Below are 23,626 nucleotides of genomic sequence, written 5' to 3' on the forward strand. Positions count from 1 at the left end.
ACCCAGCGTTCCGAAAAGGCCAGGATCTCCGCCACCTCTGCCCGCGATCGACCCTTCGCCAGAAGCAGGATCGTCTGGAAATGGTTGCGCTCGACGACGTCGGCGGCGTCGCGAAATCGCCGTTCAAGCTCATCGATCGTCAGCGGCTCGGGACTGAACGCCATCAAAGGCCTCCTTCAAATCGCTCCCATCAAGCCTATGAAATTCGAGCCCAAGCGGGAATCCTCTGAATCAATCCCCCGAATTCGGTATTATACGGTTTCCGGCAGATCACTTCGTGATGCCGGAAACAAAGACGCTCATTCGCCGCGCGGGCTTGATACGAGCCCCGCTCTGATCGAGCGGATCTCGTATCATCCGAAATCCCGGAACCCTTCCGCGTCCTTCAACGGCGGGGCGTTCTCCAGTGCGGCGAGGTCCGGCTGCGGCGGTTCGAGTCCGCTCGTACCCGCGATCACCCGCTCCAGTTCGGCGGCGACCGCCAGGACCCCGGCGTCGTCGTGGCGGCGCCCGACGATCTGCAGGCCGAACGGCATGCCGAGCGCGTCGCGGCCGCAGGGAATGGTGATCGCGGGATGGCCCGCCAGCGTCGCGGCATAGGCCATTGCGAGCCAGTGATAGTAGCTGCGGGTCGGCCGCCCGTCGATCTCCGCCGGATAGAGTTCGCGCCAGGGCCGGGGGCTCACGGTGACCGCCGGGCACAGGATGTAGTCGGTGGTCTCGAAAAAGCTCTGCCACGCTCGGTAATAGGCGCTCTGGCGGGTGAGGGCGTCGGCGATCGCGACGGCGTCGAGGGCGAGCCCCTCCGCGACATTGGCGGTGACGTTGGGGCCGACCCGGTCCGGGGTCTCGACCACCCTGCGATGGTGGCTGCCGAGGAACATCACCGCGCGCAGCACCGAGAAGATGTCGTCGGCGCCGCTGCAGTCCGGCGAGGTCTCGTCGACGGCGCCGAGCGCCGGCGAGATCGCCGCGACCGCCCGGCGAAAGGCGGAGCGCACGATGGCTTCCGTCGGCGCGAAGCCGAAATCCTCCGTCACGGCGATCTTCAGCGTCGCCAGGTCGACTCGTCCGGGCGAGGCGAAGCGTTCCGGCGCCCAGAGGGTCCTGCCGTCGATCACCGCCGTATAGGGATCGCGCCGGTCCGGGCGCGCGAGGATGCCGAGCATCAGTCCCGCGTCGGCGACGGTGCGGGCCATCGGACCGGAGGTCGGCAGGGGAAGCGCGGCGATGCCGCGGTCGCCTCCCGGCACGACGCCGGGCGAGGGACGAAACCCGACGACGGAGCAGAAGGCCGCGGGATTGCGCAGGCTGCCGCCGGTGTCGGAGCCGGTGGCGAGCGGTGCCATGCCGCAGGCGAGCGCCACGGCGGAGCCGCCGGACGAGCCGGCGCAGGTCTTTGCGAGATCGTACGGATTGGCGGTGACGCCGTAGACCACGTTGCGCGTGTTGCCGCCGGCGCTCCATTCGGGAACGTTGGTCTTGCCGAGCGGTATCGCGCCGGCGCGGCGCATTGCCGCGACGATCGGATCGTCCCGCGTCGCGACGTTTTCGGCAAAGAGCGGCGAGCCGAAGGTCGTCGGCAGTCCGGCGACGTCGATCATGTCCTTGACGGCAAAGACGAGGCCGTGCAGCGGCGGAAGCTCGGCGCCGCTCGCCAGCGCCGCCTCCGCCTCGCGCGCATCGTCGAGGACCCGGTCGAAATCGGCGGCCACCACGGCGTTGACCGCGTGGTCGACGCGCTCCACCCGCTCGATCAGCGCGCGGGCATAGTCGACCGGCGACAGATCCCTGCGGCGGATCGCGTCGCGCGCTTCGATGGCGGTGAGGTCGCAAGGGTTCATCGTCGGCCTTTCGCGTTCAAACCGTCGTTCATCGTCCGCGGCGGGATCACCGGCCGCCGCGGGGCTTGAGGCCGGGCAGGCCGTCGCCGTCGCCGATGTCGAAGAACAGGCCGATCATCATCTCGAGCCCCTCGCGTGCGACCGGCAGCAGCATGTGTTCGTTCGGGCCGTGCTGGCAGCAGCCGGCATAGGAATGGGGGAGCCAGACGGTCGGAAGCGAGAGGGTGTCGGCGAAGACGTCGTTGGGGATCGAGCCGCCGAGATTGGGCAGCATGTGCGGCCGTTTGCCGGTCGCCGTCTCGACCGAGCGGGCAACGAAGGCGACCCAGGGATGGCCGAGATCGAAGCGGGTCGCGACGAACTCGTCGTCCCTGGCGCTGTGGACGGCGATCCGTTCGAAGCCGTTCCGGTCGAGATGCCGGCGCAGGGCCGGCAGGATGTCGTCACGGTCGGTGCCGACGACGTAGCGCAGCTGGCAGCGGGCGGTCGCCCGGCCGGCAATGGCGTTTTGCGGGGCTTCCGGCACGCCCGAGGTCATGGCGAGCACGGCGAAGGAGTTCCAGCCGAAGACCCGCTCGGCGGGCGTCAGGCCGTCCTCGCCCCAGTCCGCGTCGATCGCCGCCCCCGTCGTTGCGACCGGAAGATCGCCAAGCGCCGCGCGGACCGCCGGCGTCAGCGAGGTCGGCCGCCATTCGGGTACCTGGATCTGCCCGCGCGCGTCGGTGATCGTCGCCAGCGCATGGGCGAGCACGATGGCGGGATCGGCGAGGAGCCCGCCGAAATTTCCCGAATGGTGGACTCCCTCGCGGAAATCCGCCACGAGGTCGAAGCTCAGGCCGCCGCGCGAGCCCATGAACATGGTGGGCGTATCGGCGGCCAGCCGCGGCCCGTCCGAACCGATCAGCACGTCCGCGGCCAGAAGGTCGCGATGTCCTTCGGCAAACGCCTTCAGGCCCCGCGAGCCCGTCTCTTCCGACGTCTCCAGAAGGATCTTGACGTTGAAGCCGAGCCTGCCGCGCGCGGCGAGGCAGAATTCCAGGGCCTTCAGATTGACGAGATGCTGGCCCTTGTTGTCGGCTGTGCCCCGGCCGTAAAGACGCTCGCCCTCGGCGACGAGGTCGAACGGCGAGAGCCCGTCCCGCCACTTGTCCTCCTGCGGCATGCAGACGTCGCCGTGGCCGTAGATCAGGACGGTGGGAAGATCGTCCGCCTCGATGCGGCTGGCGGTGAGGATCGGGCCGCCGCCCGGTTTGGGGTTTTCGTGCAGGAGGGTGTCGAAGCCGAGCGCCCGCAGCCGCGGCTCCATGTCCTCGCGAAGATAGGCGGAGAGTTCGGCATCGAACGACGCGTCCTGGCTGACCGAACGGCGCCGGACGAGCGTTGCGAGATCGGCCGTGAAGCCGCCGCCTGCGACATACTCCTCGGCTTTCGCCAAGGCCGCGATCCGTTTCACGAAACGTCGTCTCCCGGTTCCGCGACCGCGTCGCCCCATGGTGACATGATCTCGCTCATACCCTCGTTCGCGCCGGACGGATCGCGGCCGACGCCGGCCGGGCAGGCAAAGGCGTAGGGAAACACCGTGCGCCGGGTTTCAACGACCGTCGTCGTCCTGGAAAGCTCGTTCAGGATCGGCCGCGCGAGCGCGTCGTCGGCGACGAGCGCATCGCCGCCGGAACGATCGATGCGCGGCTGATGGAACGCGTCTTCCAGCGTCATGTCGAAGTCGGTGAGGAAGGATGCCAGCTGCATCACGGCGGGCATGATCTTGCGGCCGCCGGACGCACCGAGCGCCCAGCGTCGGCCGCCCTTGCCGACCACGACGGGGCAGACGTTCATCAGGCAGCGCCTGCCGGGGGCGAGCGAGTTCGGCCGCCCCGGCTCCGGATCGAACCACATGATGCCGTTGTTCATCAACAGGCCTGTCGACGGCGACACCACGCAGGAGCCGAAGCTCGACAGGAGCGTCTGGGTCATCGCGACCATGTTCCCGGCGCGGTCGACGACGGAAAAATGCGTCGTGCAGCCGGACGCCTCCGCCGCCTCGCCGAGGTCGCCCATGGTGGACAGCCGATGCCGATAGGCCGTCGCCAGGGCATCGCCATAGGCCCTATAGGTTGCGGCATCGGGCGCCGCACCGGGCTGCCAGCCTCGCTCGAGCTCCGACAGTGCATGGGCGAGCGTCGGACCGGCGGTGAGGCCGGGAAGGGCATGGACGATGGCGTCGCGATAGCCAATTTCGAGGGCGTCGCTCCATTCCGGGCGGTAGTCCGAGAGATCATCCATCGAGATCCGGCTGCCCTTGGCGCGAAGATCGGCGACGAGATCGGCGGCCACGGCGCCGCGATAGAAGCTGTCCGGCCCCTCGGCGGCGATCGCCCGCAAGGTCTTCGCCATCTGCGACTGGTCGAGGCGGAGGTCGGACAAAGCCGTCCAGCCCGAGCCCTTCGGCCAGGTTCCGTCGTCGAGGAAAAGCCCCGCCGCGTCGGGGTCCGCGGCCAGGTCGCGCGCCACGGAAGCGATGTGGAGGGCGGCGTACCAGTCGACCCGCATCCCGTCCTCGGCCGCGGCGACGGCAGGCGCCAGGAGGTCGCTCCAGGCGATCCGGCCGAAGCGGTGGTGAAGCGCGCCGGCGCCCGCGACGGTGCCCGGCACGGCGATCGCCAGCGGCCCGCGCACGTTGCGGTTCCCCACGACCATCTTCCAGGGGAAGAGGTCGCCGGCCGTCTCGCCCTCGGCGGTCGGGTAATCCTCGACGCGGAGTTCGCGGGGCGAGCGCATGCCGTAGTTCAAGGCATGGGCCCGGTCTTCCCCGGCCCGCCAGACGACCAGCGCGCCGCCGCCGCCCGGCCCGCTCATCCAGGGTTCGAGGACGCCGATCGCAAAAGAGACGGCGACCGCGGCATCGGCGGCGTCGCCGCCCGCCGCGAGAACCTCGGCACCGATCTCGGCGGCGAGCCGGTTCTGGGCGGCGACGACGCCTCCCTTCGACCGGCAGACGGTCTTTCGAACCGTCTGCGATCGCGACAATGCGCTCTTCATGAAAGTTCCTGCTCTGCGATCGCTCCGAGGTCCGGGACGTCCCAACCCTTGCCTGGCATCGCGTCGAGAAGCGAGCGCGTGTAGGGGTGGCGCGGATGACCGAAGACCTCGACGACGCTGCCGGTTTCGACGATCTCGCCCTTTTCCATGACCATGACGTTGTCGCAGACTTCCCCGGCGACCCGCAGGTCATGGGTGATGAAGAGAAGCGTCAGGCCGAGCCGGGTCTTCACGTCGTTCAGCTTGAGGACTTCCTTCTGCACCGAGACGTCGAGTGCCGAAACGGCTTCGTCGGCAATCAGGATCTTCGGTTCGACGGCGAGCGCCCGCGCGATGCAGATCCGTTGGCGCTGGCCGCCGGAGAACTGCACGGGGTAGCGCTCGACGGCGTCCTCGTCCATGCGCACGATCCGCATCAGTTCGCGCGCCCGCTCCATCGCCGCCTTCGGGGAAACGCCGAAATTCACCGGCCCCTCGATCAGTTGGTCGCCCACCGTGCGCCGGGGATTGAGGGAGCCGTAGGGATCCTGGAAAATGATCTGGATGTCCTTGCGGTACGGGCGGAACGCCCGCCGGTCGAGGCCCGCGACGTCGACGCCGCCGATCTCGACCTTGCCGGCGCTCGGCTCGATCAGCCGCACCAGCCAGCGCACCAGCGTCGACTTGCCCGAGCCGCTCTCGCCGACGATGCCGAGCGTCTCGTTCTCGCCGACGCTGAAGCTCGCCGGCGCCAGCGCCCGGATCGGCGTGCCGGGCCGGAACATCGTGCCGGGGGTCTGGAACGACTTTTCGAGCCCCTCGACCCTGAGGGCGACCGGCGTTGCGGGCGCGGTGTCCCGCGCTTGCGGATGCCGCCGCGGCACGGCCGAGATCAGATGCCGCGTATAGGGATGCTCCGGGCGGTTCAGCACCGCATCGACCGATCCCTCCTCGACGATCCTGCCCTTCTGCATGACGACGACGCGGTCGGCGATCTCCGCGACGACGTCGAAATCGTGCGTCACGAACAGGATGCCGGCGTCGTGCTTCTCGCGAAGCTGGCGGAACAGCGCGAGGATCTGGGCCTGGGTGGTGACGTCGAGGGCGGTGGTCGGCTCGTCGGCGATCAGGAGGCGCGGATCGAGAGCGAGGGCGATGGCGATGACGATCCGCTGCCTCTGGCCGCCGGAGAGCTGATGCGGGTAGCTGCGGTGGATGCGCTGCGGATCGGGCAGCTTCACCTCCTCCATCAGCGCCAGCGTGCGCTGGCGTCGTTCGGCCCGCGACATCGCTGTATGGGCGGCGAAGACCTCCTCGATCTGCTCGCCCACCGTGTAGCATGGGTTGAGCGCCGACATCGGCTCCTGAAACACCATGGCGAGCGTCCTGCCGCGCATGGCCGCATGGTCCTTCGCGGAGATCGACAGGAGATCGCGGCCGTCGACGCGGATCTCGCCGCCGGTCGGACGGAGCGCTTTCGGCAGAAGCCCCATGGTCGCGAAGGCGGTGACAGACTTTCCCGAGCCGCTCTCGCCGACGATGCAGACGATCTCGCGCGGCCTCACGTCGATGGAAAGGCCGGTCACCGCATGCGGGCGATCGCCGCCTTCGGGCAGGGCCACGGAGAGGTCGCGGATGGAAAGAATGGGTGAGGGATCGAGCATCAGTCGCGACCTTCGGGCGTCGTGACGTCGCGGACGCCGTCGCCGACCATGTTGATCGCCAGCACCAGGAGGAACAGCGCGACGCCGGGGATGGTGATCAGCCAGCTCTGGAACAGCAGCATGGCCTTTCCCTCGGAGATCATCAGGCCCCAGGAGGGGGTCGGCGGCTGGACGCCGAGGCCGAGGAACGACAGCGCCGCCTCCAGAATGATCGCATGCGCCATTTCCAGCGTCGCGACGACGATCAGCTGGTTGGCGACGTTCGGCATGATGTCCTTGTAGAGGATGCGCGGCAGGCTGGCGCCGAGCACCTCGGCCGCCGCGACGTATTCGATGGTCCGGACCTGGCGGGTCGCGCTTCGCAGCACCACGGCGAACCTGTCCCACAGAAGCAGCCCGAGCACCGACACGACGACGGTCAGCGACCCCCCGAGCAGCGCCACCACCGCCAGCGCGACCAGCACCACAGGCAAGGCGAGACGGACGTTGATGAGAAAGGTGATGACCGTGTCGACGCGCCCGCCGAAATAGCCGGCGAGGACGCCGAGCGTCGTTCCGATCAGCGCCGAGATGGTGGCGGCGACGAGGCCGATGAACAGGGAGACGCGCGCGCCGTAGAGCAGTCGCGAGAGATAGTCGCGGCCGAGCGCGTCGGTGCCCAGCGGATGGGCAAAGCTGCCGCCGAGGAAGACGGGCGGCTTCATCCGCTCCGACAGGGTCTGGAGATACGGGTCGTAGGGCGCGAGGAGGGGCGCGAAGATGGCCAGCGCGACGATGACTGCGAGGACGGCGCCGCCGAAGACGAGGCCGCGATGGCGTCGTGCCCGCTTCCACGCACGCTGGCGAGGGGTCAGGCGAAGCGGTGCGGAGCCGGGTGCGGTCACGGACATCTCGACCATCACGCGACCCGCAGGCGGGGATCGAGCCAGGCGTTCAGGATGTCCGCCAGGACGGTGAAGGCGATGTAGAACATGGAAAAGATCAGAACCAGGGCCTGCATGGTCGGCAGGTCGTTGCGGGAGATCGACTCCCAGGCGAGGTAGCCCGCGCCGTGCAGCGCGAAGACGGATTCCACCACCACGGATCCGCCGAGCATGAAGCCCATCTGCACCGCCGCGAGGCTGACGACGGGGATGATGGCGTTGCGCAGCGCATGCTTGAAGATCACCTTGCGGGCCGGCAGTCCCTTGGCCCGGGCGGTCCGCACGTAGTCCGCCGAAAGCACGTCGAGCATGCCGGTGCGGGTCAGCCGCATGATCGCCGGCGTCGCATAGTAGCCGAGCACGATCGTCGGCAGCACGAAGCCCGTCCAGCTCTTGGCCCCGGAAGCCGGCAGAAGCCGCAGATCGATCGCGAAGACGACGATGAGGATCAGCCCGAACCAGAAGCTCGGGATCGCCTGACCCACCACGCTGACGAAGAGCGCGGCGCGATCGACGAGCGAGTTCGGCCTGAGTGCCGCCGCGACCCCGAGGGGGATCGAGAGGACGAGGGCGAAGGTGATGGAGAGAAGCCCGAGAAGCATGGTGATCTGCAGACGATCGGCAATTATCTGCGTCACCGGCATCCGGAAGTAATAGCTTTCGCCGAAATCCCCGCGCAGGGCGCTGAACAGCCAGTCGCCATACTGGACGATCAGCGGCCGATCGAAACCGTAGGTCTCCCGGATCGCCTGGATGGCGGCGTCGTTGGCGTTCTCGCCGGCCATCGCCACGGCGGGATCACCCGACAGGTGAAGGAGACTGAAGCTGATGATCGAGACGGTCAGGGCAACCAATGCGGCCATGACGATCTTGCCGACGACGAATCTGAGCATGATGCTTCGCCCGAATGGCGGGGCCGATCGGCACGACCGGCCCGCCGTCTCTGAAAGGATGTCCGTTCGCCCGGGGCCGCCTCGCGCCGAAACCGGCATCGGCCCCTGGCAAGGATCGGCCCCGCGCCCTGGCCGCCCGCCGGTGCGGCCGGCCCTCGTCCGGCGTGACCGGCCGAAGACCTTCGGGGGGGGCGCGCTGCGGGCCGATCGGCCGTCCGCCGCAGCCGCGCTCGCGCAGGCCGCGCCCGTGGCGCGGCGCCGCCCGATGCGGCGAAGTCGCCTACTTCCACTTCACGTCGAAGAAGCGGACGATCTCGTCCGACGTCGGTTCGAAATCGGTCTCCTCCGACATCGCGTAGTTCGTGCCGTAGGTCCAGAGCGGCACCCAATAGGCCTCGTCCGCGATGCGCTTCAGCGCCTTGCCGTAGCTCTCCTTGCGAACCTCTTCGTCGATCGACGTGTCGCCGGTCTCGATCGCCTCCATCACCTCTTTGTCGCGGGCCTGGTCCTGGCCGCCGCCGCCGAAGAATTCCGGCAGGATGGCCGACACGTCCGCGATGGAGTTCGAGCCCCAGGTCATGAAGCCGACCGGAATGCCGTCCTGGCGAACCTTGTCCGCCAAAGCGGCATATTGCAGGTAGTTCAGATGCGGCTGGATGCCGACGGCGCTCAGATTGTTCATCAGCGCCTCGGCCGCGGAGCGATCGCGATAGGCATAGAATTCGACGCTGAACCCGTCGCCGTAGCCGGCCTCCTGCAGCAGCGCCTTGGCCTTTTCCGGGTCGTAGTCGTAGGTCTTGACGTCCTGATCGCAGCCGAACTGGATCGGCGAGCAGGCGCTGTCGATGACCTGCGCCGAGCCCTTGATCAGCGCGTCGACGATGCCCTTGCGATCGATGGCGTAGTTGATGGCCTCACGGACCTTCTTGTTCGCCATCGGCGTATCGCCGGTCCTTTTGGCGGCATCCATGGTGATGTAGCCGACCCGCATCGTCTCCTTGTTCATCACCTGGAACCCGCCCTGGGCTTGGAGCATCTCCGCCTGGTCGGTCGGAACGCCCCAGATCAGGTCGAGACCGCCGGTCGCGAGTTCCGCCAGCTGGGTGTTGACCTCGGGAATGGTGCGGATGTCCACGGTCCCGATCGTGGCGTCGGCCTTCGGTCCCTTGAAGTGGTCCTCGTTCTTCTTCAGGACGAAATGCCGGCCGGGTTCGACGGACTCGACCTTGTACGGCCCGGTGCCGACCGGATGGGTCGCCATGCCGGAGGGGCCGACCTTGGCGTAGTACTCGTTCGGATAGATCGGAACGACGCTCGAGAGAAACTCCAGCGCCGCCGGGAACGGCGCGACGAGATGAATCCGGACCTTGTAGGGGTCGACCTTCTCGGCCGATTTCATCCAGTTGACGTTCTGCGGGGCCTTCACGCCGTTCTTCGGATCGACCACGTAGTTGACGGTGGCCACCACGTCGTCGGCGTCGAACGGCTCGCCGTTGTGGAACTTGACGCCCTTGCGCAGGTCGAATTCGAGGGTGGTGTCGTCGATCCAGCGCCAGGCGGTCGCGAGGTTGCCGACGTATTTGCCCGAGACCGGATCGCGATAGGTCAGCCCGTCCCAGACGGAATGGCTGAGGATCAGGCCCTCGCGGGCGGTCGTGTAATACAGGTCGACGTTCTCGACTTCCTTGGTGAAGGCGGCGTTCAACGTGTCGTCCGCCTGGCCGGCATCGGCCGTCGTTCCGGCGAAGAGGCTGGCCGAGAGGATCGCCGCGCAGGCCGTCAAAGGCCGCACGCACTTCGAACTGGCAATTCGCATAAGGGACATGGAGCGCCTCGCAGATGACGGGTTGTATTACATTATGATATTTTGTATGTTATCTGCATTCAGCGTATTTTATATCTGATGGGTGTCAAGCGCTGCTGGCGAGAAAACATCCATGTTCGGAGATTGAACGGAAAATGGGCATCGAGCCGTCGCCCCGGAGACAGGACACACTGTTCGTCAACTCGCTGGCCAAGGGATTGAAGGTCCTGTCGGTTTTCGGCGAGGGGCGCACCGAGCTCGGTCTCGGCGACATCGCCGCGCTGACGGGATTCGACAAGAGCACCGCCCAGCGCCTGACCAACACGCTGCACAAGACCGGATATCTCGCCAAGAATCGCGAAACGCGGCGCTTCCGGCCGACGATCCGGCTTCTCGAACTGGGAAGCGCCTATCTGTGGGCGGATCCGCTCCTGCAGCTCGCGATGCCGAAACTGATCGAACTCAGCCACCTGCTCGACGAACGGGTGAACTGCGCGCGCCTCGTCGGCGAGGACATCGTCTACATCATCCGGATCCCCACCCAGCTGACCGCCCTCGGCGCGACGATCACCGGCCGCCGCATCCCGGCGCTCTCGACGGCCGGCGGCCGCGCGATGATCGCGGCACTGCCGGAAGCGGAGCGCGAGGCCGCGATCGCGACCTGGCGGGTGGAGGCGCGGACCGCGAAGACGGTCACCGACAGGACGATCCTTTCATCGGAGATCGAGCGGGCGGCCGCCGACGGCTACGCCTTGACGGACAGCCAGAACATGATGAACGAAATCGCCGTGGCGGCGCCGATCCTCGACGGCGACGGACGCCCCGTCGCCTGCGTGCAGTGTTCGGTTTCGAGCCGCAAGCTCACCGACGCGCAGATCCGGACCGCGATCGCCCCGAAGATCATCGAGGTGGCCAATTCGATCGAGGCACCCCGTCTGTCCGAGGACATGTGAGACGAGATCCGCTCGATCAGAGCGGGGCTCGTATCAAGCCCGCGCGGCGAATGCGCGTCTTTGTTTGCGGCATCACCAAGTGATCTGCCGGAAACCGTATGAGGTCCGGTCCCGCCTGCGACGTCGGCGGGACCGGACCGCCCGAAATGCCGCCGTCCCGGGCGGCATCCCGCCGTTCCGGAGGCGAGTCCCGGAACGCGGATAAACCCTTAAAAACCAAGGAAAGGAACGACGATGATCACACGCTACCAAAAGGGCGCGCGAATGAGCCAGGCGGTCAGCTATGGCGGGCTCGTCTACATCGCCGGACAGGTGGCCGCAGATCCGGCAGCCGGACTGAAGGACCAGACCCGCAGCGTCCTCGCCAAGATCGACGCTCTCCTGGCAGAGGCCGGGTCCGGCAAGGCGAAGCTTCTGGCGGTGACCGTGTTTCTGCCGGACATCGCGGACTTCGACGAGATGAACACGGTCTACGACGCATGGGTCGATCGGGAAAATCCGCCGGCGCGCGCCTGCGTCGAGGCCCGGCTGGCCGATCCCGATCTGAAGGTCGAGATGACCGCCGTCGCCGCTGCGTGACGGCAGCCGGCCGCGCTGCCGATCTTCTCCGGCCCCGCCATCGCCCCCGCGGCTCGATCAGTAGCCGCGGGCGGCCTCGGCGAGGTCGGGAACCGGGTCGCCGGCCTCGAACAGCCGGAGATTGGCCGCGATCAGCCGGCCGCCGGTCGCTGCGTCGATCTGCGAGGCGATGTGCGGCGTCACCGTGATCGCCGGATGGTTCCAGAACGGATGGTCGGAAGGCAGCGGCTCCTGATGGAACACGTCGAGGGTCGCCTGCTTGAGCGACCCCTCGTCCAAGGCCGCGAGAAGGTCCTCGTCGACCAGATGGGCGCCCCTTGCGCAGTTGATCAGGCAGGCACCGGGGGCGAGACGCGCAAACAGCCGGCGATCGAGGATGCCCGTCGTCTCACGGGTGAGGGGCAGCAGGTTGACGAGGATCTCCAGGCCGTCGAGGAAACCGGCGAGCCCTTCCTCGCCGGCGAAGGTCTCGATGCCGTCCATGATCCTCGGCGTGCGCGCCCAGCCGCGGGTCGCAAAGCCGAGACCTGCAAGGGTGCGGGCCGCCTCGGCGCCGAGATTGCCGAGGCCCATCACGCCGACCTTGCGGTTCGGCGCGACGGGCACGACGATCGCATGCCAGTCCGTTTCGCGCTGGGCCTGGAGCTGGCGGGGCATGTCGCGATGATGGCGCAGGACGTGCAGCGCCACGTATTCGCGCATGCGCTGGGTGAGGTCGGCGCCGACGGTGCGGATGATCGGGAGGTTTCTCGGCAGTTCGGCGTCGGCGAGGACATGGTCGATGCCGGCACCGATCGAGACGACCGCCTTCAGGTTAGGAAACTGCGCGAGATCGCCGGTGCGCGGCCGCCAGACGACGGCGTAGCGCACCGCGTCGCGATCCTCGATCTCCTGCAGCGGCCGGACCGTCCAGCCGGGCAGCAGCCCGGACAGCGTCTCGCACCACCAGCGGGTCTTGTCGATGTCCGGAAGATAGACGGCGACATTCATCTTTTGCCTCGTTTCACGGCTTTCTCCCTCGTCCAGCTTCGGCGGTGGGGATCGGAACTGCTCCGGCCGTGCCGTCAGCCGTGCAGGCCGGGGGCGACGTGGTCGCGGATCAGGCCGACGCCGATGGCGACGAGCTTTTCGGTCAGCTTCTTGCCGGTCTCGGCGCTGGCGAGCGCCGGATCGCAGCCATAGACGCCGGTTTCGGTCGCCTCGAGCGCCTCGATCGGCACCTGGATGTCGGCGCCGGCATAGCGGACCGAGGAAAAGCCGGAGACCTCCATGCCCTTCACCGTCGCACCCGTCGGCGCCGGCCGCATCAGGTCGGGGCGCAGGAGATCGGGGTAGAAGTGCAGGCCGATCGAGGTCAGCGGGTCGCCGCCATGGCCGGAACTCCTGGCGGCCGTCTCCTTGCCGAGGATGTCGGGCAGCAGCCCGTAGGAGACCTTCCACAGATACATCGACGGCACGAACAGGCCGGCCTTCTGGCGCCAGCGCAGGGCGACCTCGGTGATCGCCGGGACGTTGCCGCCATGGCCGTTGACGATCATCAGCTTCCTGATGCCGTGGCGCTCCAGGCAGGCGAACATGTCGTCGAGGACGGCGACCAGCGTCGCGTGGGAAATCGAGATGCCGCCATGGGAGGATTCGAAATAGTCCTTCCCTCCGAACGGGATCACCGGGGCGGTGAAGACCTTCAGCCCCTCGGCGCGGGCTGCCTTCGCCATCTCGTCGGCCATCAGCTCGGCGGCCATGTAGTCGCCCATCGGCGCATGGATGCCCTGATCCTCGAGCGATCCCATCGGAAGCAGCACGACCGCCTCGCCCGTCAGTTCCTCGCGGGCTTCCTGGGAGGTGAGATGGGCGATGCGGATCTTGTCGGTCATTGCGGGTCCTTGCATGGGGAAGACTGCCGGCGGATGTTCCTAAAGGCCGGGCTCGTAGCGCCAGTTGACGTGAAGCTCAGCGACGCTGGCGGTGTTGGGCAGCGCGACCACCTCGGCGACGAGGCGGGCGAGATCCTCCGGCTGGGTGATCTCGTGACGCGGCAGTTCGTCGTGATGGCTGGTCATGTCGGTCGCGACGAAACCGGGGCAGACGGCACAGGCCCGCACGCCCTGGTCCCAGCCGGCACGGCGCGCGGCATGGGAGAGCGCGACGGCGGCGTGCTTGGTCATCTGGTAGCCGGCGCCGAGGCCGAGCACCCGCTTGCCCGACAACGAGGCCAAGGTAACGACGCGGCCGCGTCCGGACCGGCAGAGGGCTGGAAGCGCCGCGCGGGTCAGACGGAAGGGCGCCTTGACGTTGATCTCCATCAGGGCGTCGAGAGCGGCCTCCATTTCGGCGTCGTCCTCGGCAGGCTCCGGCATCAGCTTCAGGTCGCGGGAGATCCCGGCATTGTTGACCAGCACGTCGATGCGCCCGGCCGCCTCCAGCGTCGTTTCCACGAAGCGCCGCGCCGCGGCCGGGTCGCCGGCGTCATAGGCCGTCACGATCGGATCGGCCGCCTTCAGCTCCTCCGGCAGCGTCGAAGGATCGCGAAGGCCGAGGGAAAGCCGGTAGCCCCGCCCGGCGAGTTCGCGGGCGATCGCAAGGCCGATGCCGCGATTGGCGCCGGAAATCATCGCAACGGGTTGTTCGGTCATGGGCGGGCTCCCGCTTCGTCGCTCGGGCCGGCCTTGATGCAGCGCACCTTCCAGCCGGGTTCGTAGGGGGCAAGCTCCGGCACGGCGGCGGCGCATTCGGCCGAGGCGAGCGGGCATCGGGTGCGGAAGCTGCAGCCCGAGGGCGGGTCGGCCGGGCTCGGCATCTCGCCGGAAAGGACGTCACGGTCCTTTGCCCTGCCTGCGGAGATCGACGGCGTCGCGGCCATGAGGGCACGGGTATAGGGATGGGCCGGCGCGCCGAAGACCCTGTCGGCCGGGCCCTCCTCGACGATCCGGCCGAGATACATCACCACGGCGCGGGTCGAGAGATGGCGAACGACGTGAAGATCGTGGGCGATGAACAGCATGGCGAGGCCGAGATCGCGCCTGAGATCCGCGAGGAGATTGACCACCTGGGCCTGGATCGACACGTCGAGCGCCGAGACCGGCTCGTCGGCGACGATGAAATCCGGCCGCGTCGCCAGCGCCCGGGCCACGGCGATGCGCTGGCGCTGGCCGCCGGAAAATTCGTGCGGGCGGCGCCCGGCGGCATTCCTCTGCAGGCCGACGAGATCGATCAGCCGGGCGACTTCGGCGTCGATCTTCGAGCCCGGTACGATCCGGTGGACGCGCAGCCCGTCGGCGATCTGGGCACCGACGCTGCGGCGCGGATCGAGCGAACCGAACGGGTCCTGGAACACCATCTGCATGCGCCGGGCGAGCGCCCGGCGCTTCGAGCCCGAGACGCCGGAAAGATCGCGCCCGTCGAACCGTATGGCCCCGGCCGTCGGCCGCTCGAGGCCGAGCATCATGCGGCCGAGGGTGGACTTGCCGCAGCCGGACTCGCCGACGACGCCCACCGCCTCGCCCTTGTCGACCGAAAGCGAAACGTCGCGAACTGCGAAAACGTCCCTGTGGGCGCCGAAAAAGCCGCTGCGCAGGGGAAAGTTGCGCGACAGGCCTTCGGCCTCGACGAGCGGCGTCAAGGTCATGTCACCTCCTCGAAGCGCAGGCAGCGGGTGCGCCGGTCGGGCTGCGGCCGGAATTCCGGCGGCGACGCCTGCCGGCAGACCTTTTCGGCGTGATCGCAGCGCGGCGCGAAGCGGCATCCCGGCGGCATCTTTCCCGGAGGCGGCACCGTTCCCGGGATCGCGACGAGGCGCTCGGCGCCGCCCTCCGGCACCGAGCCGATCAGCGCGGCGGTGTAGGGGTGGCGCGGGCGCGCGAAGATCTCCGCCACCGGTCCCTCTTCGACCAGTTCGCCGGCATACATCACCGCGACCCGGTCGGCGATTTCGGCGACCACGGCGAGATTGTGGGTGACGAAGACCACCCCCATCTCGGGACTGTCCCGTCTCAGATCCGAAAGCAGCGCCAGGATCTGCGCCTGGATCGTCGGATCGAGCGCCGTCGTCGGTTCGTCGGCGAGGAGAAGCTTCGGCCGGTTGGCGACGGCGATGGCGATCATCGCGCGCTGGCGCTGGCCGCCGGAAAGTTCGTGCGGATAGGCGCGGGCTCGGCGATCTGGATCGGGAATGCCCACCCGGCGCAGGAGGTCCACCGCCTCCCGGCCCGCCTCGGCGGCGCCGGCCGGCCGGTGGGCGCGGATGACCTCGCTCAGCTGTTCGCCGATCCGCTGGACGGGATTGAGCGCGGCGTTGGCATCCTGGAACACCATGGAAATCTCGTCGCCGCGCAGGCGCCGGTGGCCGTCTTCGTCCTCGGCGAGAAGGTCGAGCCTGCGGCCGTCGCGCGCCACATAGACGGCCGAGCCGGCGGTGACCTCCAGAACGTCCGGCAGAAGGCCCGTCAGCGCGAGGCTGGTCAGGGTCTTGCCCGAGCCGCTTTCACCGACGATGGCCAGCGTCTCGCCGGGGCGGACGGAAATCGCGACGTCGCGCACCAGTTCCATGCCCGAGCCGATGCCGCCGGCCCGGCGAAGGGCGATGGTCAGACCGTCGATCGCCAGCAGATCGCCCGGTCCCGCGGCCGGCGGGGTGCCCGCGACTGCACGCCGATTTACGGGATCTTCGCCGGCAAGGACCGCCCGCGGCGGCGACGCGGCGGGCTTGCGCCGGCGCAGCCAGATCGCCCCGCCGGCGGGAACGGCGCGCGGATCGAGGACGCTCTGCAGCCGGTCGCAGAGAAGGTTGAAGGTCAGGATCGTGCCGGCGAGGGCGAGGGACGGCCAGACGAGCAGCATCGGCGCCTGTTCCATCGCGCCGCGCGCGGCGCGGATCATCAGTCCCCAGGAAGGCGTCGGCGGCACGACGCCGAGGCCGAGGAAGCTGAGCCCGCTCTCGATGACGATGGCGGAAGCGATCACCAGCGAAATCTGCACGAGCAGCGGCGGCAAAACGTTGGGCAGCAGCGTGCGCAGGACGATCTTCAGGGGATGGGTGCCGAGCGCCCGTTGGGCGGTGACGTAGTCGAGGCCGCGCACCTGCAGGGTCGCGGCGTAGACGATGCGGGCGTAGTTCGGCGTGTAGAGGATGGTGAGCGCCAGGATCAGCGGCCAGAAGCCGGCTCCGAGGATCGTCACCACGAGGAGCGCGAGGAGGAGCGGCGGCAGGCAGAGGATCACTTCCGCGGCGCGCACGGTGAGGATCTCGACGAGGCCGCGGAAATAGCCCCCGAGGAGACCGAGCGCCGCGCCGATCACTGCGGCTGCGAGGGCCGAACCGATGGCGATCGACAGCGAGGCCCGCGCTCCGAAGATCAGGCGGGTCAAGACGTCGCGGCCGAACTCGTCCTGGCCGAGCCAGTGCTGCATCGACGGCCCGGCGAAGCGGTGGGGGATGTCCATCGCCCTGACGTCGGCGAGGGGCAGCACCGGCGCGAGGAGGACGAGCGCGAGGATCACGGCGATGATCGAGACGGGAAGGACCAGCTTGCGCATCGGCTCACCGGGCCAGGCTGATGCGCGGATCGAGCACCGCATAGACGACGTCGACGACGAGGTTGAGGAAGACGAAGAGGATCGAGATGACCATGACGATGCCGACCACTTCCGGGTAGTCGCGCGCATCGACGGCACTGACGAGGTAGCCGGAGAGCCCCGGCCAGTTGAACACGAACTCGACCAGCACCGTGCCGCCGATCAGCGTGCCCATTTCGAGGCCGAGGACGGTGAGGACCGGGATCATCGCGTTGCGCACCACGTGCCGCGTGAGGATGCGTCTGCGGGAGAGCCCTTTTGCCCGGGCGGTGCGCACGTGGTCGCGTTCGAGAACGTCGAGCACCGAGGCGCGGGACATGCGGGCGATCACCGCCCACAGCGCCAGCGCGACGGTCCCGGCCGGCAGCAGCAGGAGCATGAGATGGCGCAGCGGGTCGACGGCGAAGGCGACGTAGCCGCCGGCCGGCACGATCCGCAGCTCCTGGGCGAAGACGAGGATCACCACCGAGCCGACCACGAAGACCGGGGTCGACAAGGCGAGGGAGGACAGAAAGGAAATGACGTTGTCGACCCAGCCGCCGGCCCTGATCGCCGCCAGGGTGCCCGCCGGCACGCCCGCGGCGACGGCGATCAGCGCCGCGGTGATGATGACCTCCAGGGTCCGCGGGAGCCGCTGGACGATCTGGCCCGCGACCGATGCCCCGTCGCGGAACGAGGTGCCGAGATCACCGGTCAGGATGCCGCCGATATGGTGGGCGTATTGCAGCCAGAGCGGATCGTTCAATCCGAGTCTTTCGCGCAGATTGGCGACCGCCTGCGGGTCGGCGGCGGTCGCCCCCTGGCTGAGAAGCAGCTCGGCCGGGTCGCCCGGCACGAGGTGGAGAAGCAGGAAGACCAGCGTCACCACCACCCAGACGAGGAAGATGGCGACGATGCTCCGATAGGCGACGTAACGCAGCATGAAGCGCGTCTCAGCCGAGCGCCGTCTCTTCGAGGGTCACCCCGGAATAGAACGTCAGCTGGCCGGGCATGTTGGTGAAGCCGGTCACGTTCGGCTTCATTCCATAGCCCTGGGAACGCCAGCACAGACCGACGATGGGCGTGGTCTCGATGGCGACCTTCTCCATCTCGGCGTAGATCTCCTTGCGCTTCTGCTCGTCGAAGGTCGTGCGGCCCTTCTTCAGGTAGCCGGAGATTTCCGGGGTCTCGAGGCCGTAGCTCCGCACGAAGCTCGCAGGCAGCGAGCCGTCGATGATGTCGCTCAGACCGTCGGGATCGTTGTTGGCGGCGGTGGTGCCCATGACGGCGAGGTCGTAGTCGCCCTGATTGCCCTTCTGGACGCGGGTCGACCACTCCGGCAGGTCGAGCTTGACGTTGATGCCCACCATGGACAGGTAGGCTTGGCAGACCTCCGCCGTGCTCTGGTGCATGCCGTACTGGGCGGTCGAGAGCATCGTGCAGTCGAAACCGTCCGGATGGCCGGCCTCGGCAAGAAGCTGCTTCGCCTTGTCCGGATCGTAGGCCCAGCCGTCGGCGAGATCGGGATTGTAGAAGGCCGATCCGTCTGCGATCGGCAGATGCGCCAGGGTTCCGCCCCGGCCGTAGAAGGCGGCGGCGACGATGTCCTCGCGCTTGATGGCGTGGGCGACGGCGCGGCGCACCTTCGGATCGTCGAACGGGGCGCGCTTGCCGTTGAAGGTCAGATACATGAACGGGCCGTCGACCGCGTCGAGCTTCAGCTGGTCGTTCTGCTCGATCTGCTCCATCGCCTGCCAGGGAACGTATTCGATGAGGTCGATGTCGCCGGCCTGCAGCGCCGCGACGCGCAGGTTCTCGTCGGCATAGACGGTCGCCTTGACGCCGGCGAGCTTCGGCAGGCCTTTCTTGTAGTAGCCGTCGAAGGCACTGAAGGTCAGAGAGACGCCGCGGTCGGTCGCGTCGAGCTTGAAGGGACCGGCGCCCATCGTCGTGTCGACGGCTTCGCCCTTCTTGATCATCGGCATGTTGTAATGCGCGAACCAGCCCGGCAGCACCGCCGAGGGCTCCTCGGTGATCATCCGGACGGTCGTGTCGTCGGGCGTCTCGACCTTGGTGATGGTCTGCAGCTGGCCCCGCAGGAAGGCGGTCGAATCCGGCTTGGAAGCCTCGGCGACGTTCCAGGCGATGTCTTCGGCGGTCACCGGCGAGCCGTCCTGCCAGGTGGCGTCGCGCAGCTTGAAGACCCAGGCTCCCTGATCGTCGACCTCCCAGGACTCGGCCAGTTCGCCGCGCAGCGAGCCGTCCGGGGCAAAGCTCATGAGGCCGCGGTGGATCAGCAGCTTGACCGTGCCGGCCGCCGTGCCGGAGGAGGCCCAGGCGTCGAAGCTCGGCGGATAGGCCGACAGGCCGAAGCGGAGCGTGCCGTTGGTGGCCGCATGGAGGCTTCGTGGTCCGAGGAAGGTCAGGCTTCCGGCGGCCGCGCTCGTGGCGAGGAAAGTGCGGCGGGTCAAACGCATCGTCATTTCGCTGTCTCCATGCTCAAGGCCAGTTTCGATTTGTCGGTTGCTGTCGATCGCGGCGGCAGCGGAGCGGCGTCCGCTGCCTTGCCCGGAAATCTCGATGGGGGGGAAACCCGATGCCGGTGCCGGACCATCCCGTCACTCCGCCGCGACCCGGCCGTTGCGCCCGTCGGCGTCGCGGGCGGCCGGCAGGCGCTCGGCCGGCGAACCGTAGCCGCCCCCGCCGGGGGTGACGATCTCGAGCCATTCGCCGGCGCGCAGCGTCCCCTGGCCGCGCTCGAAGGGCGCTGCCGAGGGAGACACCGCGAAACTGCCGCCGCTGCCCGCCTCGCCGCCGAACAGCCCCCAGTTCGTCGAGAAGATCCGGGTGATGTCGACGCGCACCATGCAGTCCTCGGTCGCCCGGTAGACCCGCCGCAGGCCCATGCCGCCGCGATGGGTGCCGGCGCCGCCCGAGCTGTCGACGAGTTCGTAGCGCTCGAGGATCAGCGGATATTCGACCTCCAGCGCCTCGACCGGCAGGTTGGAGGTGTTGGTCGCGTGGACGTGGATGCCGTCGAGGCCGTCGGCGCCGGGACGCGCGCCGCCGCCGCCGCCGATCGTCTCGAGATAGACCCAGTAGTTGCCGGCCTCGCTGCCGCTCTTGCGGGTGCCGGAAAAGACGGCGACCGCGCAGGACGAGTTGGTGCAGGCCGAAACCTTTCGGGGCGCGGCCTGTGCCAGGGCGCCGAGGATCAGGTCGGCGACCCGCTGGCAGGTCTGGACGCGGCCGTTGACCGCGGCCGGATGGCTGCAGGAGAGAAGGCTGCCCTTGGGCGCCGAGACGCTGATCGGGCGGGCGAGACCGGCATTCGGGAGAACGGTCGGATCGACCACCGACTTCACGATGTAGTAGACGGTCGCGAGCAGCGCCGTCCGCGTCATGTTGATCCCCGAGCGCACCTGCGGCGGCGCCTCGAATTCGAGCGCAATCTCGTCGCCGGCGATGGTGACGGTCACCGCCAGCGGGATCGGCTCGTCGAAGTCGAGCGTGTCGAAGACGTCGGCAAAGCGCCAGGAGCCGTCCGGCAGCGCCGCGATGCCCGCCCGCATCTTGCGTTCGGCGTAGTCGAGGAGCGCCCGGCCCGAGGCGAGCACCGTCCGGACGCCGTGCTTGGCGCAGAGCTCGGTGAAGCGCGTCACGCCGACCCGGTTGGCGGCCATCTGCGCCCTGAGGTCGGACAGCCGCTCGCGCGGCACCTGGCAGTTCAGCAGGATCAGCTCCTGCACGTCCTTCTGCAGCACCCCGGCCCGGTAGAGCCGGATCGGCGGAATGCGCAGGCCTTCCTGGTAGATGTGGGCATGCGCCCGGTCGACGAAGTCGGAATGATGGGCGAGGTTGACGGTCCAGGCGGCAAGCTCGCCGTCGATGAAGATCGGCTCGGCGAGGACGATGTCGGGAAGATGCGTGCCGCCGCCCTTGTAGGCGTCGTTGCCGACGAAGACGTCGCCCGGCCGCATGTCGGCGCTGTCGTGCTCGGCGAGCACCATGGGAATGAAATCGAGGAAGCTGCCGAGATGCACGGGGATGTGCTCGGCCTGGCAGAGCGTCTGGCCTTCGCGGTCGAACAGCGCGGTCGAACAGTCGCGCCGCTCCTTGATGTTGGTCGAATAGGAGGCCCGCACCAGCGCTTCGCCGGTCTCCTCGACGATCGACGAGAGCGCCGCGCCGATCACCTCAACGGTGATCGGATCGAGGGTGATCGGATCGAGGGCGATCGGCCCGGGCGTCGCTTGATCGACGGTCATCGCGCAAGCTCCAGGATGATGTTTTCCAGCCCGTCGACGCTGGCCGTCACGCCGGGCGGGACGAGCGTGGTGGTGTCCATCTGCTCGACGATCGCGGGGCCCGAAAACGCCATTCCGGGGCGAAGCGCCGGGCGCGCGTAGATCGCGCTGTCGGTGAAGCCGCCGGTCTCCGGAAACCAGATCTCGCGCCGGCCGGTCACCGCGCCCGAGGCATCCGCTGGCCCGAGTTCGCGAACCGGAAGCTCGGCCTTCCGGACGAGGCCGAGCGCCTCGGCGCGGAAGGTGACGCAGAGGATCCGCTCGTCGGGGACGGCAAAGCCGTACATCCGGACGTGGGCGGCGACGAACTCCTCCTTCAGCCTTTCGAGGCTTTTGCCGGTGAGGGGCCCGGCCGGGACGGGAACCGTCAGCTCGTAGTTCTGGCCTTCGTAGCGAAGGTCGACGCTCAGGCTCATCCGGCGCGCCGCGGGGGCGATCGCCTCGGCCTCGAACCAGCCCTCGGCCTCGGCGGCGACCTTTTGCACCGCTTCGCCGATGGCGTCGATGCGGCCAGCCTCCAGCGGGACCAGCCGGGTGGCGGAGAAATCGGCGCGAAGGTCGGTCAGCAGAAGGCCCATGGCGCAGAGGATGCCCGGATTGCGCGGCACGATCACCCTTGCGATGTCGAGTTCCTGCGCGAGCCTCACCGCATGCAGCGGGCCGGCGCCGCCGAAGGCCATCAGGGCATAGTCCCGCGGATCGTGCCCCTTCTGGACCGAGATCACCCGGATCGCCTTGGCCATGTTGGCGGTGACGACGGAGATGATGCCCTGGGCCGTCTCCATCACCTCGAGGCCGAGCTTCTTTGCAAGGCTCCCGATCGCCTCGACGGCGAGATCGCGCCGCACCGCCATCCGTCCGTCGAGGAGGTGGGTCGGATTGAGCACCTTGAGGACGATGTTGGCATCGGTGACGGTCGGCTCGCCGGCGCCCCGGCCGTAGCAGACCGGGCCGGGATCGGCGCCGGCGCTTTGCGGACCGACCTTGAGGAGACCGCCCGAATCGATGACCGCGATGGAGCCGCCGCCGGCCCCGACCGTGTGGATGTCGAGCATCGGCGCCTTGATCGGATAGCCGTGGACGACGCTCTCGTTGGTCTCGGCAATGCGGCCGCCGGTCATCAGCGCGACGTCGGTGGAGGTGCCGCCCATGTCGAAGGTGATGACGTCCGGATGGCCGGAGCGCGAGCCGATCGCCTCGGCCGCGACGACGCCGGTGGAGGGGCCGGAAAGCACCGTGCGCACCGGCGCTTCCGCCGCCGCCTCGAAGCCGACGACGCCGCCGTTCGACTGGGTCAGATGCGGATCGACGGAAAGCGCGATCTCCGCCAGCCGCCCCGTCAGCCGGCGGATGTATCGCTGCATGATCGGGCCGAGATAGGCGTTGACCGTCGTCGTCGAGAGCCGCTCGAACTCGCGGAATTCCGGGGCGATCTCGTGGCTCGTGGAAACGAAGACGTCCGGCAGTTCCTCGGCGACGATGCGTTTGGCCGCCTTCTCGTGGGCCGGATTGACGAAGGCGTAGAGGAACGAGATCGCGACGGCGGCGACGCCCTGCTCGGCGAATTCCCTGGCGATGCGGCGCACCGCCTCCTCGTCGAGCGGCCTCTCGACCGCGCCGGTATGGAGCATGCGCTCCGGCACCTCGCGCCGCAGCGAGCGGGGCACGAGCGTCGGCGGCTTGTCGGCGAAGAGGTCGTAGAGGTCCGGCCGCTTCTGGCGGCCGATCTCCAGAAGGTCGCGAAACCCCTCGGTGGTGATGAGGCCGATCCTGGCGCCGCGGTGGGTGATCAGCGCATTGGTCGCGACCGTGGTTCCGTGGCCGAGATAGGAGATCGCCGCGCCGGGCGCGTCGACGGCGCCGGCGCATTCCCGCATGCCCTCGGTGACGCCCTCGAAGATGCCGCGGGAGGGGTCGTCCGGCGTCGAGGAGACCTTCCAGACGCGGATGTCGCCGGTGGCCTCGTCGAACATGCAGACGTCGGTGAAGGTGCCACCGGAATCCACGCCGACGCGCCAGCTTGCGGCCCCGGTTCCGACGTCACCCATTTAAGCCTCGTCCCACTCGTGTATACTTGGCGTATAACACACC

The 23,626-nt window shown here is 68.4% G+C and carries 18 protein-coding genes; 2 read left to right on the plus strand and 16 right to left on the minus strand.

Annotation, left to right across the window (positions count from 1 at the left end):
• Nucleotides 1–353: 353 nt before the first annotated feature.
• From J1C47_RS15200 to J1C47_RS15230, 7 genes are all read right to left on the minus strand, one after another.
• Complete coding sequence (locus J1C47_RS15200; RefSeq protein ID WP_207351633.1) at nucleotides 354–1,844, minus strand: amidase; 1,491 nt, start codon at nucleotides 1,842–1,844, stop codon at nucleotides 354–356.
• Between the two features lie 46 nt (nucleotides 1,845–1,890).
• Complete coding sequence (locus J1C47_RS15205; RefSeq protein WP_425354568.1) at nucleotides 1,891–3,297, minus strand: M20 family metallopeptidase; 1,407 nt, start codon at nucleotides 3,295–3,297, stop codon at nucleotides 1,891–1,893.
• Nucleotides 3,294–4,883 (minus strand): gamma-glutamyltransferase, encoded by a 1,590-nt coding sequence (locus tag J1C47_RS15210; RefSeq protein ID WP_207351635.1) that lies wholly within the window; start codon nucleotides 4,881–4,883, stop codon nucleotides 3,294–3,296. The genes J1C47_RS15205 and J1C47_RS15210 overlap by 4 nt, the downstream gene beginning before the upstream one ends.
• Nucleotides 4,880–6,526, minus strand: a complete 1,647-nt coding sequence (locus J1C47_RS15215) for a dipeptide ABC transporter ATP-binding protein (RefSeq protein WP_207351636.1) — start codon at nucleotides 6,524–6,526, stop codon at nucleotides 4,880–4,882. The genes J1C47_RS15210 and J1C47_RS15215 overlap by 4 nt, the downstream gene beginning before the upstream one ends.
• Nucleotides 6,526–7,425, minus strand: a complete 900-nt coding sequence (locus tag J1C47_RS15220; protein WP_425354569.1) for an ABC transporter permease — start codon at nucleotides 7,423–7,425, stop codon at nucleotides 6,526–6,528. The genes J1C47_RS15215 and J1C47_RS15220 overlap by 1 nt, the downstream gene beginning before the upstream one ends.
• The gene (locus J1C47_RS15225; RefSeq protein ID WP_207351638.1) at nucleotides 7,425–8,342 is read right to left on the minus strand and encodes an ABC transporter permease; all 918 of its coding nucleotides are present in this window, start codon (nucleotides 8,340–8,342) and stop codon (nucleotides 7,425–7,427) included. The genes J1C47_RS15220 and J1C47_RS15225 overlap by 1 nt, the downstream gene beginning before the upstream one ends.
• 280 nt (nucleotides 8,343–8,622) lie before the next feature.
• The gene (locus J1C47_RS15230) at nucleotides 8,623–10,167 is read right to left on the minus strand and encodes an ABC transporter substrate-binding protein (protein ID WP_245396596.1); all 1,545 of its coding nucleotides are present in this window, start codon (nucleotides 10,165–10,167) and stop codon (nucleotides 8,623–8,625) included.
• Between the two features lie 134 nt (nucleotides 10,168–10,301).
• On the opposite strand from J1C47_RS15230, the gene J1C47_RS15235 reads away from it, so the two are divergent.
• Nucleotides 10,302–11,099, plus strand: a complete 798-nt coding sequence (locus tag J1C47_RS15235; RefSeq protein WP_207351639.1) for an IclR family transcriptional regulator — start codon at nucleotides 10,302–10,304, stop codon at nucleotides 11,097–11,099.
• A 234-nt stretch (nucleotides 11,100–11,333) separates the two neighbouring features.
• Nucleotides 11,334–11,678 carry a RidA family protein gene (locus J1C47_RS15240; protein ID WP_207351640.1) on the plus strand — a complete coding sequence of 115 codons (345 nt, stop codon included), beginning with the start codon at nucleotides 11,334–11,336 and terminating at the stop codon, nucleotides 11,676–11,678.
• A gap of 57 nt (nucleotides 11,679–11,735) precedes the next feature.
• Here J1C47_RS15240 and J1C47_RS15245 read toward each other — a convergent pair whose 3' ends face one another.
• The 9 genes from J1C47_RS15245 to J1C47_RS15285 form a co-directional block, all read right to left on the minus strand.
• Nucleotides 11,736–12,668 carry a 2-hydroxyacid dehydrogenase gene (locus J1C47_RS15245; protein ID WP_207351641.1) on the minus strand — a complete coding sequence of 311 codons (933 nt, stop codon included), beginning with the start codon at nucleotides 12,666–12,668 and terminating at the stop codon, nucleotides 11,736–11,738.
• A 74-nt stretch (nucleotides 12,669–12,742) separates the two neighbouring features.
• Entirely contained in the window at nucleotides 12,743–13,552 is an 810-nt protein-coding gene (locus J1C47_RS15250) for a creatininase family protein (protein ID WP_207351642.1), read from the minus strand.
• 39 nt (nucleotides 13,553–13,591) lie between these two features.
• Nucleotides 13,592–14,311 (minus strand): SDR family NAD(P)-dependent oxidoreductase, encoded by a 720-nt coding sequence (locus J1C47_RS15255; RefSeq protein ID WP_207351643.1) that lies wholly within the window; start codon nucleotides 14,309–14,311, stop codon nucleotides 13,592–13,594.
• Nucleotides 14,308–15,303, minus strand: coding sequence for an ABC transporter ATP-binding protein (locus J1C47_RS15260; RefSeq protein ID WP_207351644.1), 996 nt, complete (start codon nucleotides 15,301–15,303; stop codon nucleotides 14,308–14,310). The genes J1C47_RS15255 and J1C47_RS15260 overlap by 4 nt, the downstream gene beginning before the upstream one ends.
• Nucleotides 15,300–17,210: a dipeptide/oligopeptide/nickel ABC transporter permease/ATP-binding protein gene (locus J1C47_RS15265; protein ID WP_207351645.1), complete on the minus strand. Its 1,911-nt coding sequence runs from the start codon at nucleotides 17,208–17,210 to the stop codon at nucleotides 15,300–15,302. The genes J1C47_RS15260 and J1C47_RS15265 overlap by 4 nt, the downstream gene beginning before the upstream one ends.
• Nucleotides 17,211–17,214: 4 nt before the next feature.
• A complete protein-coding gene (locus tag J1C47_RS15270; RefSeq protein WP_207351646.1) occupies nucleotides 17,215–18,171 on the minus strand; it encodes an ABC transporter permease in 957 nt (318 codons plus the stop codon).
• Nucleotides 18,172–18,181: 10 nt separating this feature from the next.
• Nucleotides 18,182–19,711: an ABC transporter substrate-binding protein gene (locus J1C47_RS15275; RefSeq protein WP_207351647.1), complete on the minus strand. Its 1,530-nt coding sequence runs from the start codon at nucleotides 19,709–19,711 to the stop codon at nucleotides 18,182–18,184.
• A 135-nt stretch (nucleotides 19,712–19,846) separates the two neighbouring features.
• On the minus strand, nucleotides 19,847–21,496 hold the full coding sequence (locus J1C47_RS15280) for a hydantoinase B/oxoprolinase family protein (RefSeq protein WP_207351648.1): 1,650 nt from the start codon (nucleotides 21,494–21,496) through the stop codon (nucleotides 19,847–19,849).
• Entirely contained in the window at nucleotides 21,493–23,583 is a 2,091-nt protein-coding gene (locus J1C47_RS15285; RefSeq protein WP_207351649.1) for a hydantoinase/oxoprolinase family protein, read from the minus strand. Before J1C47_RS15285 ends, J1C47_RS15280 begins: the two co-directional genes overlap by 4 nt.
• Nucleotides 23,584–23,626: the final 43 nt, after the last annotated feature.

This window comes from Jiella sonneratiae, from assembly GCF_017353515.1.
Lineage (GTDB): Bacteria > Pseudomonadota > Alphaproteobacteria > Rhizobiales > Rhizobiaceae > Jiella > Jiella sonneratiae.